Here is a 13,407-nt window from a genome sequence, read left to right as displayed (position 1 = left end):
CTGAGTTGTCCCGCTACCTCTTCACGCCGCCTGCGACCGTCGCTGTTCCCATTCGGGGGCGGGACGAGTTGTTCCCCATTCATCGCATCTTTTGCGTCGGGCGAAACTATGCGGCGCATGCGCGCGAGATGGGGGTTGAGCCGGATCGCGAGGCGCCATTTTATTTCAATAAATCCGCGCATCACTATGTCGCGAGCGGCAGCATGATCGCCTATGCGCCGGAGACAGCCAACCTTCAGTATGAAATGGAAATGGTCGTCGCTATCGGCAGGGGTGGCTTCCGCGTTGCTGCCGCCGATGCGCTCGATCATGTGTTCGGCTATGCCTGCGGCCTCGACATGACGCGGCGCGACATTCAGTTCGCGCTGCGTGAAAAGCAGCGCCCTTGGGACCTCGCCAAGGATTTCGAGAATGCTGCCGTGCTTTCCGAGGTTGTGCCCGCAAGCATCACAGGCCATCCCGAAAAAGGCCTGGTGCAGTTGAAGCTCAATGGCGAGGTGAAGCAGGCGGGCGACCTCTCCGATCTCATCCATCCGGTACCCGCCTTGATCGCTCATCTTTCACGCTACTATCATCTGCAACCGGGCGATATCATCTACACGGGGACGCCCGAAGGCGTCGGGCCGGTAAAGCCCGGCGACAGGCTTGAGGGCATGGTCGAAGGCGTGGGCGGCATCACGCTCTCCATAGGCCCCGCAGAATAAATCAGCCGGCGAGGGAGGCCGGGTCCATGGATTTCTCGCTTACGCCCGACCAGCAACAGATCCGCGACGCGATTTTCAAGCTCTGCGAGCCTTTTGACGACGACTACTGGTTGAAGAAGGACAAGGCGGGCGGCTTCCCCGAAGACTTCTACAAAGCCGTGGCCGATCAGGGTTGGCTCGGCATCGCAATGCCGGAATCTGTCGGCGGCGCGGGCCTCGGCATTACCGAGGCCGCGCTGATGATGCAGGCGATCTCGGAATCAGGCGGCGGCATGAGCGGTGCCTCTGCCGTCCATCTCAATATCTTCGGCCTTAATCCCGTCGTCGTCTTCGGCACTGAGGATCAGAAGACGCGCATGCTGCCGCCGCTGATCCGCGGCGAGGACAAGGCATGTTTCGCGGTGACGGAACCGGATGCTGGCCTCAACACGACGGGTCTCAAGACCTTTGCCGAGCGGAAGAGTGACCGCTATATCGTGCGCGGACAGAAGATCTGGATCACGACCGCGCAGGTTGCATCGAAGATGCTGCTGCTCGCCCGCACCACGCCTTACGACGAGCTTACGAAGAAGACGGATGGGCTCAGCCTTTTCTATACGGATTTCGATCGCTCCAAGGTCGAGGTGCGGGAAATCCCGAAAATGGGCCGCTCGGCGGTCGACTCGAACATGCTTTTTTTCGACGGGCTTGAGATCCCGGTCGAGAACCGCATCGGCGCGGAAGGGAAGGGGTTCCAGCAGATCCTGCATGGGCTCAATCCCGAGCGCATATTGATCGCGGCGGAAGCGATCGGTCTGGGCCGCGCGGCGCTCAGGAAGGCGTCTGCCTATGCGCGCGAGCGCGTCGTCTTTGGACGTCCCATCGGCCAGAACCAGGGCATCCAGCATCCATTGGCGAAATGCTGGGCGGAACTCGAAGCTGCGAACCTGATGACCTTCAAGGCCGCGTCGCTCTATGACAACGGCAAGGAGTGTGGCGCCGAAGCCAATGCCGCCAAATACCTCGCCGCGGAAGCTGCGTTCCATGCTTGTGAGACGGCGATCCTGACGCATGGCGGAATGGGCTATGCGAAGGAATATCACGTCGAGCGTTATATGCGCGAAAGCTGGATCCCGCGCATCGCGCCGGTAAGCATGCAGCTCATCCTCAGCTTCATCGCGGAAAAAGTGCTCGGCCAGCCCAAGTCTTACTGACCGCTTCTCCTAGCCGAAGCGGCCCGTCACGTAGTCGCGTGTGCGGATGTTGGACGGATTGGTGAAGATTTTTTCCGACGTGTCGAACTCGACAAGCTCGCCCAGATACATGAAGGCGGTGTAGTCCGCGGCACGGGCGGCTTGCTGCATGTTGTGAGTGACGATCACGATGCAGTAATCCTGACGGAGTTCCTCGATCAGTTCTTCGAGCTTCGCTGTCGAGATCGGATCGAGGGCCGAGGCCGGTTCGTCCATCAGCAGGATTTCAGGCTTCACGGCAACCGCGCGGGCGACGCAAAGACGTTGTTGCTGGCCGCCGGAAAGGCCGGTGCCGAGCTGGTTGAGCTTGTCCTTCACCTCATCCCAGAGCGCGACGCGCGATAGCGCCCAGAACACGCGTTCGTCGAGATCGGCCTTGTTGAGCTTCTCATAGAGGCGGATGCCAAAGGCGACATTCTCGTAGATCGACATCGGGAAGGGCGTCGGCTTCTGGAAAACCATGCCGATCTTGGAACGAAGCTCGGTGAGGTCCTTCTGGGCGAGGATATTGTCGCCGTCGACATTGATTTCGCCTTCCGCGCGCTGGCCCGGATACATCTCGTAGATGCGGTTCATGGTGCGCAGCAGGGTCGACTTGCCGCAACCCGACGGGCCGATGAAGGCGGTCACGCGGCGATCATGGATCGAGATGTTGACGTTTTTCAGCGCATGAAAATGGCCGTAATAGAAGTTCAGGTCTTTAACGACGATCTTCTCGGGTGGGAGCGGGCCATCCTTCGCATTCGGCGCCGTGATCGTGTGCATGGTCGGCCGTTCGATGGCTATATCGCTGGTCATGAGCGTGCCTTTTGTTTTGCAGAGAATCGGGCGGCGATATTGAGCGCAAGAACCGCCGTGGTGATGAGAAGCGCGCCGCCCCAGGCCAGGTTGCGCCAATCCTCATATGGGCTCATGGCGAACTGGAAGATAACGACGGGAAGATTGGCCAGTGGAGCGTTGAGATTGGTGCTCCAGAACTGGTTGTTGAGCGCGGTGAAGAGCAGCGGCGCGGTTTCGCCGCTGACGCGGGCAACGGCGAGCAGAATGCCTGTCAGGATGCCCTGAAAGGCCGCACGGTAGCTAATGCTCGTGATGACCATCCAGCGCGGCGTGCCGAGCGCGGCGCCCGCCTCCCGGAGTGCGTCGGGGATGAGCGACAGCATGTCCTCGGTCGTGCGCACGATGATCGGGATGGCGATGATCGCCAGCGCCGCGACGCCCGCCCAGCCCGAGAAATGTCCCATGCCGATAACGACGATGCCGTAGACGAAAAGGCCGATAATGATTGAGGGCGCGCTCAGCAGAATGTCGTTGATGAAGCGCACCATCTCCGCAAGTCGGCTATGTCGGGCATATTCGGCGAGGAAGGTGCCGGCAAGAACGCCAACCGGCGTTGCGATGGCGATGCCGAGGCCCGTCATCATGAGGCTGCCGACAATCGCGTTGGCGAGTCCGCCCTCACTGCCGGGAGGTGGCGTGCTTTCGAGAAAGAGCGAGGGCTTGATGGCCTGGATGCCGTTCCAGAACAGCGTGATGAGGATGGTGCTGAGCGTGAAGAGAACGAAGCCGGTCATCACGAGAGAGAGAACGGTGATGATCTTGTCGTTGCGGTGACGGCGGTTGACGACGGCGCGGTTCATGCGAGCGTTCCTTTCGTCGAACGCAGAAGAAGGCGCTTGCCGATGGCGAGCACGAAGAAGGTCAGCACGAAGAGGACGAGGCCAAGCCCGATCAGAGAGGCAGTGTAAATTTCGCCGTCGGCTTCGGTGAATTCATTGGCGAGCGCTGCCGAGATCGTTGTGCCCGGTGCGAGCAGGGAGGCACTGAGGCGGTGGGCGTTGCCGATGACGAAGGTGACAGCCATGGTCTCGCCGAGCGCGCGGCCGAGGCCGAGCATCACGCCGCCGACCACGCCGGTGCGGCAATAGGGCAGAACCACGCGCCAGACGACCTCCCACCGCGTCGCGCCGAGGCCATAGGCCGATTCGCGCAGGACGGGCGGAACGCTGAGAAAGACTTCGCGCATGACCGCCGTGATGAAGGGCAGAACCATCAGACCGAGAATCAGACCGGCAAGCAGCATGCCGATGCCGATGGGCGGTCCCTGAAAGAACATGCCGAGGACGGGGACGGAGCCAAGCGTGGAAATCAGGAAAGGCTCGACGTAGTGCTGGAAGAGCGGGGCGAGAACGAAGAGACCCCAGATACCGTAGATGATGCTCGGCACGGCGGCCAGCAACTCGATCGCGATGGCGATGGGCTGACGAATCTTGTGCGGGCAGATCTCGGTGAGGAAGAAGGCGAGGCCGAAGCTGAAGGGGACGCCTATCACCATCGCGATGATCGATGTGATGATCGTGCCGACAAGCGGCACCAGCGCACCGAATTTCTCGGTGACAGGGTTCCAGCCGGACGCCCAGACGAAGGCCGGACCGAACTTGTGAAGGGCAGGCCATGCACCGTCGAAGAGAACCGCAATGACGCCACCCAGGATAAGCAGCACAAACACGGTGAAGGCGAAAGTGACACCGCGGAAGACTGGGTCGCCGAGGCGCATGCCGAAGCGGCTTCTTCTGCTTTGCATGGACTTTTCCCGGTCGAGAGTGGCAATTTCGAGCATAATACGTTCCCGGCCATGAGATGGGGAGGGAGCTTTACGCTTCCTCCCCACTTTCATTGCATTGAAGCCTCGGAGAAGTGAGCGAGCCTTAGAGAACCGGCTTGCCGCTGGCGTCCTTGACCTCGGACCAGCTCTTCTTGACCATCTCGACGACATTGTCCGGCATCGGGACGTAGATGAGGTCTTCGGCCATCTTGTCGCCCTTGTCGTAGCACCAGCTGAAGAAGTTCAGCACCGCCTTGGCATTTTCCGGCTTGTCCTGCGCCTTGTAGACGAGGATGAAAGTCGCGGCCGTCATCGGCCAGCTGTCGGCGCCGGGCTGGTCGGCGAGGATGACGCCGAAGCCGGGGACGCTCGACCAATTGGCGTTGGCGGCAGCGGCCTGGATGGTCTTGAGGCTCGGCGAAACGGTCTTGCCGGCCTTGTTGATCATGTCCGTGTAGGTCAGGTGGTTCTGGAGCGCATAGGCATATTCGACATAGCCGATCGAACCCTGCGTCTGCCCGACGAGAGCCGACACGCCTTCATTGCCCTTGCCGCCGAGACCGACCGGCCATTCAAGCGAGGTGTTGACGCCGACCGAAGACCACTTGGCATCCACGGCGTTGAGGTAGTAGGCGAAATTGAAGGTCGTGCCCGACCCGTCCGAACGGTGAACGACCGCAATGGAGCTGTCCGGGAGATTGACGCCCTTGTTGATCTTCACGATCTGGGGATCGTTCCACTTCGTGATGTTGCCGAGATAGATTTCAGCGAGGACGTGGCCCGTGAGCTTCATCTCGCCCGGCTTCACGCCCGGAAGATTGACGACGGGGACGATTGCACCCATCACCATCGGGAATTGCGCGAGACCGATCGAGCTCAGGTCTTCGCCCTTGAGCGGCGCATCGGAGGCGCCGAAGTCGACGGTCTTCGCCTTGATCTGCTTGATGCCGCCGCCGGAGCCGATCGACTGGTAGTTCAAGCCGATGCCGGTTTCCTTTTTGTAGGCATCGGCCCATTTCGCGTAGATCGGATAGGGGAAGGTGGCGCCAGCGCCGGAAATGTCGCCTGCGTTCGCCGCAGTCGCAACAACAAGGGCGGAAACGGCGAAGAGACTCGCCCGGCCCAATTTTGCAAGAGATTTCAGCATGGTGTTGTTTCCTCTGTCGAGCCGGCGGCGAGTGCCCCCCTGACTACGACGGTTCAGTGACGATTTGATGACGTATCGAGGCGATCCGACCCATGACGCGAAAGCTTCACACTGAAAGCGCCGTGTCATGTTGCTCGCCATAGTGGTTTGGGCCCCCCTGAGGAGAGCTGTTTCTGGACGAAAACCGGGTTCCGGTTGAACCGGGGAACAGATTCGCACCTGTCTCACCGGAGCCTTCTCCATCGAGCCGGAAACGGCGGAAATGCCGATGCCGCAATGACCTGACCCTTGCGACGCTATGCGCCCCGAACGATGCTCAACGACAAAAACCTCGCGGTCGGGGGCAAGGTTTTCGGTCGGGCATGTGTCCGAAGGTGCGGTCATCACCTAAACAAATGCCGTTTCGACACGGTGAGGGCAAATCATGGTTTTGTAACAGTGCGGCAGTCATAACCGGGAACATTGTAGGGTCTTGCATGGTTCGTGCGAGGATGACCGGGAGAAATGTCCATGAAAAAGCGCCGCGTTCTTGTGAGTTTGCTTCTGTCCGCCATCGCGGCACTTGTTGCGAGCGACGGTCACACGGTCATGGCCGGATCGACATCGCTCCGGGTCGAAAGCCACTCGCTGAGGGAGGGCGCAGGACTGCCCTCGACCAGATTCGTCGATGGTCGATGCGGCGGCGAGAACGTTTCGCCGGACATTTTCTGGCGAAACACTCCGAAGGGGACGAAGAGCTTCGCCCTGACGATGTTCGATCCGGATGCGGGCGGCGGACGCGGCTGGTGGCACTGGATCGTCTTCGGCATTCCGGCCTCCGTCGGCAACTTGCCGGAGGGAGCGAGCCGAAGCGGAGGGATGCCCGCCGGTGTGGTGCAAGGCACAGGCGATTTCGGCGAGAACGGTTATCAGGGGCCGTGTCCGCCGCAAGGCGACACGCCACATCATTATGTGCTGACGGTTTACGCGCTCGATGAGGCGAATGTCGCCCTCGACGCCACGGCGACGGGTGCGAAGGCGGCGGTGCTCTTTCGGCAACATGCGCTTGCAACAGGATCGATCGTGTTTCTGTACGGGCGTCCCTAGCCCCGCCGGCCGTTTTTCCCTCCGCAGGTCCAGACGATCCAGGCCGCGGTGGCAACGACGAGGAAGGCGCCCGTGAGCGCATAGGGTGTCCAGCCTTCCTCTCGCTCCAGCAATTGCCAGATGGAGGTCGCCGCGATGCCGGGTATGAGAAGGATCGGCGCCCAGATCAGACCGGAGAGGATGTTCGCCAACCAGAAGCGTCCCGCCGGCATTTCCATCATGCCCGCGATGAGTGGAATGACCGCGCGCACGGGACCGAAGAAACGTCCGATGAAGACGCTCTTGCCGCCGTGCTTCTCGAAAAAGCGATGCCCGTTGGCGAGAAGCTCGGGCCGCGTCCTGAAGGGCCACATGTCGGGGACGAGATGGCCGAAGCGAAGGCCCAGCCAATAGGAAATGCCGTCACCCAGCGTCGCGCCCATAATGCCGCCAACGAGCAGCGGAACAATGGGCACTGTGCCGTCATGGACTAGCGTTCCGGCGGCGACCATGATTGCCGTGCCGGGAACGAAAAGGCTCACAAAGGCGAAGGACTCGCCGAATGCGACGAGAAAGATGATGGGGCCAGTCCACTCGGCATGCAGCCTGATGAATTCGACAAGCACATGGACATGGTCACCCACCGTTCAGAGCCCTTTCTCAGGCGAAGGCATAAGGACCGCCACGCGTCAGCGCACGCTGATAGGCGGGCCGCTCCTGAAGGCGTGCAAGAAGATTGATGAGGTTCGGATAGTCGCCGAGAAGGCCGCGCACCTTTGCCGCCTCTAGCACGAAGGAGTTGAGAATGTCGGCGGCGCTGAATTCGTCGCCCAGCAGATAGCCACCTTTTTCAATGGCATTGTTCATGTAGGAGAGGTGGTTCGCGATTTCGCCAAAGATACGCGGATGGAGCGGCGCGCCCGCATCGCCGAGGCGGCCGACATAAAGCGCAAGCAGAAGCGGAAGCATGGCAGAGCCTTCCGCGAAATGCATCCACTGGAGATAGGGCACATAGTCCGGCGAAGTCTCGGCAGGCGTGAGCCGGCCCTTGCCATATTTGCGCACCAGATATTCGACGATGGCGCCCGACTCCGCGACGGTGAGGTCGCCATCCGTGATGACGGGCGATTTGCCGAGCGGATGGATCGCCTTCAACTCCGGCGGTGCGAGATTGGTCACGGCATCGCGTTGGTAGTGGACGATCTCATAAGGAAGGTCCAGTTCCTCCAGCAACCAGAGGATGCGCTGGGAGCGCGAATTGTTGAGGTGATGAACCTTGATCATGAAGCCTTCTCCAATCCGGACGCGGCGCGCCGATGTATCTGGACAAAGACGACGATCTCGTCGATCGCCTGCCGGGCTTCCGGCAGAAGATCCGCCATGAGGTGCCAGACATGTGGCACCTTGGGCCAGACCTTGATCGTCACGGACACCGCCGCCGCGCGCATCTTGTCGGCCATGCGCGTGGAGTCGTCGAGTAACATTTCCGTGTCCCCGACATGGAAGAGCGTGGGCGGAAGATTGGCAACGTCACCATGAAGCGGCGAGATATAGGGATTGAGCGGATCGGCGCCGGGGCAGTAACGGCCTTCCACCGTTTCCATCATTTCCTCGACAAAAAGAGCATCGCGCTTGGCATTGCTGATGCGTGACCCGCCTGTCGCCGCGAGATCCGTCGCGGGAGAAAGGCAGACAAGTGCAGCGGGTAGTGGAATGCCTTCGGCCTTGAGGCGAAGCGCAAGGGCGAGGGCGAGATTGCCGCCCGCGCTGTCGCCGCCGACCACGATCTCATGCGCAGGCACTTCTTCGAGAAGGGCACGATAGGCCGCGACGCAATCGTCGAGACCCGCCGGGAAGACATGCTCCGGCGCGAGCCTGTAATCAACGGCGTAGACGGCCATGCCTGTCTGCGTTGCGAGCCGGTGTGTGAGCGGACGATGAGTGCGCGGCGATCCGGCAACCCAGCCGCCACCATGGATGTAGAAGAAGGCGCCGCTGCTTTCGGCCGCCGTCGCAGTGAGCTTTTCGACGGGTACGCCGCCAAGCGTTATCTGCTGCGCGGTGACGTCGGCGGGAAGCTTCGCGTTCTGCGGCTCCATCGCCTGCATGACGGGGCGAAGCGTCATCACATCCGGGTTTTTCTTGAAGCGGCGTTTCACCTGAAAACGCATCATCGGATTGATGAGAAGAAGCTGCAGGCTCATTTGGATCCCCCCGGGGCTTGGCGCCGGTTATTGGTGTGCAATGCTTGTGGGCCGATGCAATCGGTCTGGGCGCGGCCTGTCAAGGAGCGCCAGATGAGGCAGGGGCCTCAAAACAAAATGGCCGGGCACAAGGCCCGGCCACCGATTTTTGCAAAGCCGAAGGCGAGTTACGCGACCGTGAGGTTCGCGGCCGATGTCTTGCCCTTTTCGGTCACGAGCTCATAGTTGATCTTCTGACCTTCGTTGAGCGTGCTGAGGCCAGCGCGCTCCACGGCGCTGATGTGCACGAACACATCGCGACCTCCGTCGGACGGCTGAATGAAGCCGTAGCCCTTCTGAGCGTTGAACCACTTCACAGTACCAGTAGCCATTTGGGTCTCCTTGCGCACTTGCGTGCGGTAATAACCACGCTCCCATCGCGCGGCTGATGATGACAACCTGATTTTTGGAAGTGTCTTGAAAGGCCCGTAGGGCAAATCAGCCAAGGCAGGCCAAAATGTCGATTGCCGACAAAGCAGACAAGATTAGTTTGTCCAAGTCAACAGCGTTTGGCCACGACGGGGCACTCACGGACGTCTTTTGCGACGCCCGCAAATCCTTGGTTATGTGGGGAAATTTGACCCTGTCCCATTTGCAGACGCGAAGGGATTACTGCTCGTCGCCCTTGCGAACGAAGGTGGCGGCGTAGAAAAGCTCGCCGTCGAAAAGGTCCTTGGGAGCGCCCAGGCCCTCGATCATCTGGAACCGGCGCTGAACGATCTGGCCCTCCATGCGATAGCCCTTCTCGCTCATGTTCCGGCGATGGAACTCCATGGCGGCGGGCGTGAACTCCCGGGCCAGCACGGTGATGCGTTCGGGCAGATTGCTGGTTTTTGTCTCGTCGGCCATACCGGTGTCTCGTCGTTCGCTGAATACTGGATCGATGGCGCGAGGCCTCGCCCGGCGCGGGCGCAGTATGCGGCGGGGGGGCGTGCTTGTCGAGTATCCGGTTCGCTCAGAGCAGGGGTTGCGCTGGGGCGAGAAGTGAGCCCGCCAGCAGGAATAGACCCATGGCCAGGATAAAGAGCCCCCCGCCGAGTTCGAGCCCACGCTCGATACGTCGAGTCCAGGGATTGTCGGTTCGGCTGGAGATACGGAGCGCCGTGTTTTTCGAAAAGACAGTCATGACGGCCAGCGTCGAAACGGTGATCGCCGTCCCGACCGACATGGCAAAGGCCGATAGGGCGCCAATGGCGAAGGTCCCTTGCGCAAGCGCAAAGAGGAGAACAAGGACCGCACCCGTACAGGGGCGAAGGCCGACGGCGAGGATCATCGCCGCAATGCCTCGCCAGCCGGGATTCGCGTCGAGCTCTTGCGGCGCCGGCAGATGGGAGTGTCCGCATCCGTGATCGCATTCATGGTCATGGTCATGGTCATGGGCGTGGTGGGCGTGTCCCACATGCGCATGAAGGTGATGGCCGTGTCCGCGGCCGCGTTTCAGCGCGCGCCAGAAAAGCCATGCGCCGAGCCCCGTCACCAGCACGAAGCTCACCTGCTCGATCATGGGCACGGCGTCCGCAACGCTGCGGCGCGTGAAGCCAAGAAGGACGGAGAGAGCGCCCACCGCGACAATGGCGGTCACGGCCTGCGTGAAAGACGACATGAAGGCGATCAGCACACCGCGCTTCACCTCGCGCTCGTCGGCCAGCAGATAGGAGGTGACGATGACCTTGCCGTGGCCGGGACCGACGGCATGAAAAATGCCGTAGACAAAGGAGAGTGAGACGAGCGTCCACGCGGCGGCGAGCGAATGTTCGTTGGAAACTTCACGTAGCGCGCTGGCAAGGCTGCGGTAATAGCGTTGCTGCACGGTCATGGCATAGACGAGCGGCTTGGCGATGAAGTGCCACACACCGTTCGGTTGCGCTTCCGCTGCCCCGTTTTCCGGCTGTCCAGAAGAAGCGGCGGGTGCTGCCTCACCGGGCGCGCCGGGCATCGCGAAGGGCTGCGCGGCGAGTGCCGTTCCGCCTGGCGCGAAAAGAAACAGCATGCAGAGAAGGGCGAATGATCGTCCGATACTCCCAACGCGCATGCGTCTAGTCCTCTTACTTGCAGATCAAAGTTGCCGTGGATGCGAAATTCCTGCCGAGTCCGGCATTCTTCGTTCCGGTGAAGGCGCTTTCAGGCAGGCTGGTCCAGATCTTTTCCGCATTGGGAATCTTGGTCGTGACGGCGCAGCCGTCATGCGCGCCCGAAATCATATGGATCGGATCGGTCTTCACATAATCGATCGCGATATAGAAACTTGGATCGTAGATGCGGAACTGGACGGGCGCCGCAGCCGTAGCCGCAACCGGAGTCGCCAGCGGTACGGTGAAGATCATCGTGAAGCGGCCGAGCTTCTTGTCGTAGCTCGCCCCGGCATTCTTTGCAGTGCCGAATTTCACCTGCTTGCCGTTGGCGGTCACCTCGGTGAAATAGTTCCAGTCCTTCAGGTTCGTCAGATTGACGTCGACAAGCTTGTTGAGGTCGGAGGTTGCATAGCCGCCATCAGACGTCTTTTTGAAATCCTCGACCGCGAAGGCGGAATAGAATTCGTCGAAGGTCCATGTGACCGTGAGTGCGGTCAGCTGCCTCTGGTCGTTGAAGGCGAGGTCCGTCTTCATGTCGATCCAGACATGCGGATGCGCGAGGGCGGGCGTCAGTCCGCTCATCCAAAGAAAAAGCGCGATGCTGAGACATCGCGCTTTGGCCGGGAATTTCGAGAGCATCAGTTATTGGGGCGAAGGTAATAGCCCGTACCCTGCCAGCCCATGTCACGCGAGGGGGCCTGCTGGGAATTGGTATTGTCGACGTTGTTGTAATAGCCGGGCGTACCGAAGTTATCGGTCGCGTCTTGGCTGCTCTTCATGGAGAAGTTGAAGCCGCCATTGTTGCTCGCATTGCCCACGCTCTGGTCGGTGTATTGCGCGGCGTTGGCGCCGTCGGTCTGCACCTGATAGGTCGTGAAGGCGAATGACGGCGTGGCGGCCAGGAGGCCCGCGGCGCCGGCGAGAGCTGCAAGAGTGATCTTGCGCATGGCTCATACTCCGAATCTGGGGTGTTCCCTTGCGGGAACTCTGCGCCCAAGCACATACCGGGGCGCGGGGCCTGTCAAGAAAGCCATCATTAAATTTGGGAAGGCAGACCGCTCAAACAAGTGTTCGGTTGCGTTTCGCGGCCATAATGACCGGAAACAAGACCGCCCGCCGGTGTTTCCGGCGGGCGGCAGGCCGTTCAGAAGCCTTCCAGCGTGGCGTATCGATCCCGGTGGAAATTGCCATCGCCGAAGGTGGCGGCGGCGACGCGGGCGCGCTTCATATAAAGGCCGACATCGAACTGGTCGGTCATGCCCATGCCGCCATGCATCTGGAGGCCCTCATTGGTGACGACGCGGGCCGTATCGGAAAGCCGCGCCTTGGCGAGGCTCGCCGCCTGCGGTACGTCGTTTCGCCGCGCTTCGAGCGCGGAAAGCGCGTCGAGCACAACCGAGCGGCACAGCTCGATCTCGGCGAACATGTCGGCAGCGCGGTGCTTCAGCGCCTGGAACGAGCCGATCACGACGCCGAACTGCTTGCGCTCCTTCAGGTAGTCGACCGTCTGGTCGAACACCGCCTGCACAAGGCCGAGAAGTTCTGCCGAAAGCCCGATGCGGGCAATGTCGAGAACCTGATCGAGCACGTCCGTGCCACCATCGACAGAGCCGAGCACGTTGTCGGCGGAGACGACGACGTTGTCGAAGGAGATGTTCGCGGCGTTGCGGCTGTCGACCATCAAGGTTCGTTCGATCGAAACACCCTTGGTCTTCGCATCGACGAGGAAGAGCGTGATGCCCGACTTGTCATCGTCCTTGCCCGATGTACGCGCGGCAACGATCAGGCGGTCGGCGACGTGGCCATCGAGCACGAAAGTCTTCTTGCCGGAGATGCGATAGGAGGATCCCTCAGCCACGGCGCGCGTCGCTATATGCGTCGGATTGTGGTGCGGGCCTTCTTCCAGCGCGAGCGCCATGATGAGCTCGCCGGCCGCGATGGCGGGAAGAATGTCCTGACGCTGCGTCGCGCTGCCCGCAAGCTGCACGGCCGAACCGCAGAGAAGAACCGTCGAGACGAGCGGGCTCGCGGCGAGCGTGCGTCCCGCCTGTTCGAGTACGAGGCCGAGACCGACGGGGCCGAAATCCGTGCCGCCGTATTTCTCCGAGATCAGGATGCCCGCGAAGCCGAGATCGGCCATTTCCTTCCAGGCGCCGCGGTCGAAGCCGGCGGGCTCTTTCGTATCGCGAAGCCTGCGCAGGTTGGCAACGGGAACGCGCTCCTGAAAGAACTGGGTTGCCGTGTCGCGAAGAAGCTGTTGTTCCTCGGTCAGTACCAATGCCATCGAAAATACTCTTTTAGTTATCGTTGATGCGGAGAGGGGGCGTCGAAGCGGTGCC

16 protein-coding genes are annotated in these 13,407 nt (G+C 61.1%); 3 read left to right on the top strand and 13 right to left on the bottom strand.

Translation table 11 applies throughout. The features are described 5' to 3' along the window. Positions 1–5 precede the first annotated feature (5 nt). Positions 6–704, top strand: coding sequence for a fumarylacetoacetate hydrolase family protein (locus F2P47_RS12425; protein ID WP_152216688.1), 699 nt, complete (start codon positions 6–8; stop codon positions 702–704). A 26-nt stretch (positions 705–730) separates the two neighbouring features. Further along, entirely contained in the window at positions 731–1,897 is a 1,167-nt protein-coding gene (locus F2P47_RS12420) for an acyl-CoA dehydrogenase family protein (protein ID WP_152216687.1), read from the top strand. A gap of 9 nt (positions 1,898–1,906) precedes the next feature. Here F2P47_RS12420 and pstB read toward each other — a convergent pair whose 3' ends face one another. The 4 genes from pstB to pstS form a co-directional block, all read right to left on the bottom strand. Beyond that, positions 1,907–2,701 carry a phosphate ABC transporter ATP-binding protein PstB gene (gene pstB, locus F2P47_RS12415; RefSeq protein WP_152216718.1) on the bottom strand — a complete coding sequence of 265 codons (795 nt, stop codon included), beginning with the start codon at positions 2,699–2,701 and terminating at the stop codon, positions 1,907–1,909. Between the two features lie 29 nt (positions 2,702–2,730). After that, entirely contained in the window at positions 2,731–3,576 is an 846-nt protein-coding gene (gene pstA / locus F2P47_RS12410; protein WP_152216686.1) for a phosphate ABC transporter permease PstA, read from the bottom strand. Beyond that, positions 3,573–4,520 (bottom strand): phosphate ABC transporter permease subunit PstC, encoded by a 948-nt coding sequence (pstC, locus tag F2P47_RS12405; RefSeq protein WP_246176871.1) that lies wholly within the window; start codon positions 4,518–4,520, stop codon positions 3,573–3,575. The genes pstA and pstC overlap by 4 nt, the downstream gene beginning before the upstream one ends. 124 nt (positions 4,521–4,644) lie before the next feature. Beyond that, positions 4,645–5,688 carry a phosphate ABC transporter substrate-binding protein PstS gene (gene pstS, locus F2P47_RS12400; protein WP_152216684.1) on the bottom strand — a complete coding sequence of 348 codons (1,044 nt, stop codon included), beginning with the start codon at positions 5,686–5,688 and terminating at the stop codon, positions 4,645–4,647. Positions 5,689–6,198: 510 nt separating this feature from the next. Between pstS and F2P47_RS12395 the strand changes: the two genes are divergently transcribed. Beyond that, positions 6,199–6,774 carry a YbhB/YbcL family Raf kinase inhibitor-like protein gene (locus F2P47_RS12395; protein ID WP_185681092.1) on the top strand — a complete coding sequence of 192 codons (576 nt, stop codon included), beginning with the start codon at positions 6,199–6,201 and terminating at the stop codon, positions 6,772–6,774. On the opposite strand, the gene F2P47_RS12390 is transcribed toward F2P47_RS12395, so the two are convergent. From F2P47_RS12390 to F2P47_RS12350, 9 genes are all read right to left on the bottom strand, one after another. Next, a complete protein-coding gene (locus F2P47_RS12390) occupies positions 6,771–7,397 on the bottom strand; it encodes a DedA family protein (protein WP_152216682.1) in 627 nt (208 codons plus the stop codon). The two genes, F2P47_RS12395 and F2P47_RS12390, sit on opposite strands and share 4 nt — an antisense overlap. Positions 7,398–7,413: 16 nt before the next feature. Next, positions 7,414–8,037, bottom strand: coding sequence for a glutathione S-transferase family protein (locus F2P47_RS12385; RefSeq protein ID WP_152216681.1), 624 nt, complete (start codon positions 8,035–8,037; stop codon positions 7,414–7,416). Then, positions 8,034–8,957: an alpha/beta hydrolase gene (locus F2P47_RS12380; RefSeq protein ID WP_152216680.1), complete on the bottom strand. Its 924-nt coding sequence runs from the start codon at positions 8,955–8,957 to the stop codon at positions 8,034–8,036. The genes F2P47_RS12385 and F2P47_RS12380 overlap by 4 nt, the downstream gene beginning before the upstream one ends. Positions 8,958–9,124: 167 nt before the next feature. Further along, positions 9,125–9,328: a cold-shock protein gene (locus tag F2P47_RS12375; RefSeq protein WP_152216679.1), complete on the bottom strand. Its 204-nt coding sequence runs from the start codon at positions 9,326–9,328 to the stop codon at positions 9,125–9,127. A gap of 277 nt (positions 9,329–9,605) precedes the next feature. After that, positions 9,606–9,845, bottom strand: a complete 240-nt coding sequence (locus tag F2P47_RS12370; protein WP_152216678.1) for an AMP nucleosidase — start codon at positions 9,843–9,845, stop codon at positions 9,606–9,608. A gap of 106 nt (positions 9,846–9,951) precedes the next feature. Beyond that, positions 9,952–11,028, bottom strand: coding sequence for a nickel/cobalt transporter (locus tag F2P47_RS12365; protein WP_152216677.1), 1,077 nt, complete (start codon positions 11,026–11,028; stop codon positions 9,952–9,954). Positions 11,029–11,041: 13 nt separating this feature from the next. Beyond that, entirely contained in the window at positions 11,042–11,707 is a 666-nt protein-coding gene (locus F2P47_RS12360; protein ID WP_152216676.1) for a DUF1007 family protein, read from the bottom strand. Then, positions 11,707–12,015, bottom strand: a complete 309-nt coding sequence (locus tag F2P47_RS12355; protein WP_152216675.1) for a hypothetical protein — start codon at positions 12,013–12,015, stop codon at positions 11,707–11,709. Before F2P47_RS12355 ends, F2P47_RS12360 begins: the two co-directional genes overlap by 1 nt. Positions 12,016–12,212: 197 nt before the next feature. After that, positions 12,213–13,352: an acyl-CoA dehydrogenase family protein gene (locus tag F2P47_RS12350; RefSeq protein WP_152216674.1), complete on the bottom strand. Its 1,140-nt coding sequence runs from the start codon at positions 13,350–13,352 to the stop codon at positions 12,213–12,215. Positions 13,353–13,407: the final 55 nt, after the last annotated feature.

Origin of the sequence: Parvibaculum sedimenti (assembly GCF_009184905.1) — a bacterium.
GTDB classification, from domain to species: Bacteria; Pseudomonadota; Alphaproteobacteria; order Parvibaculales; family Parvibaculaceae; genus Parvibaculum; species Parvibaculum sedimenti.
This window is presented reverse-complemented; position numbering and strand designations above follow the sequence as displayed.

Excerpts from the sequence above, each read along its gene's own strand:
- F2P47_RS12420 (WP_152216687.1), top strand. The coding sequence starts at position 731 with ATGGATTTCTCGCTTACGCCCGACCAGCAACAGATCCGCGACGCGATT.
- pstB (WP_152216718.1), bottom strand. The coding sequence starts at position 2,701 with ATGCACACGATCACGGCGCCGAATGCGAAGGATGGCCCGCTCCCACCC.
- pstA (WP_152216686.1), bottom strand. The coding sequence starts at position 3,576 with ATGAACCGCGCCGTCGTCAACCGCCGTCACCGCAACGACAAGATCATC.
- pstC (WP_246176871.1), bottom strand. The coding sequence starts at position 4,520 with ATGCAAAGCAGAAGAAGCCGCTTCGGCATGCGCCTCGGCGACCCAGTC.
- pstS (WP_152216684.1), bottom strand. The coding sequence starts at position 5,688 with ATGCTGAAATCTCTTGCAAAATTGGGCCGGGCGAGTCTCTTCGCCGTT.
- F2P47_RS12395 (WP_185681092.1), top strand. The coding sequence starts at position 6,199 with ATGAAAAAGCGCCGCGTTCTTGTGAGTTTGCTTCTGTCCGCCATCGCG.
- F2P47_RS12385 (WP_152216681.1), bottom strand. The coding sequence starts at position 8,037 with ATGATCAAGGTTCATCACCTCAACAATTCGCGCTCCCAGCGCATCCTC.
- F2P47_RS12380 (WP_152216680.1), bottom strand. The coding sequence starts at position 8,957 with ATGAGCCTGCAGCTTCTTCTCATCAATCCGATGATGCGTTTTCAGGTG.
- F2P47_RS12375 (WP_152216679.1), bottom strand. The coding sequence starts at position 9,328 with ATGGCTACTGGTACTGTGAAGTGGTTCAACGCTCAGAAGGGCTACGGC.
- F2P47_RS12370 (WP_152216678.1), bottom strand. The coding sequence starts at position 9,845 with ATGGCCGACGAGACAAAAACCAGCAATCTGCCCGAACGCATCACCGTG.
- F2P47_RS12365 (WP_152216677.1), bottom strand. The coding sequence starts at position 11,028 with ATGCGCGTTGGGAGTATCGGACGATCATTCGCCCTTCTCTGCATGCTG.
- F2P47_RS12360 (WP_152216676.1), bottom strand. The coding sequence starts at position 11,707 with ATGCTCTCGAAATTCCCGGCCAAAGCGCGATGTCTCAGCATCGCGCTT.
- F2P47_RS12355 (WP_152216675.1), bottom strand. The coding sequence starts at position 12,015 with ATGCGCAAGATCACTCTTGCAGCTCTCGCCGGCGCCGCGGGCCTCCTG.
- F2P47_RS12350 (WP_152216674.1), bottom strand. The coding sequence starts at position 13,352 with ATGGCATTGGTACTGACCGAGGAACAACAGCTTCTTCGCGACACGGCA.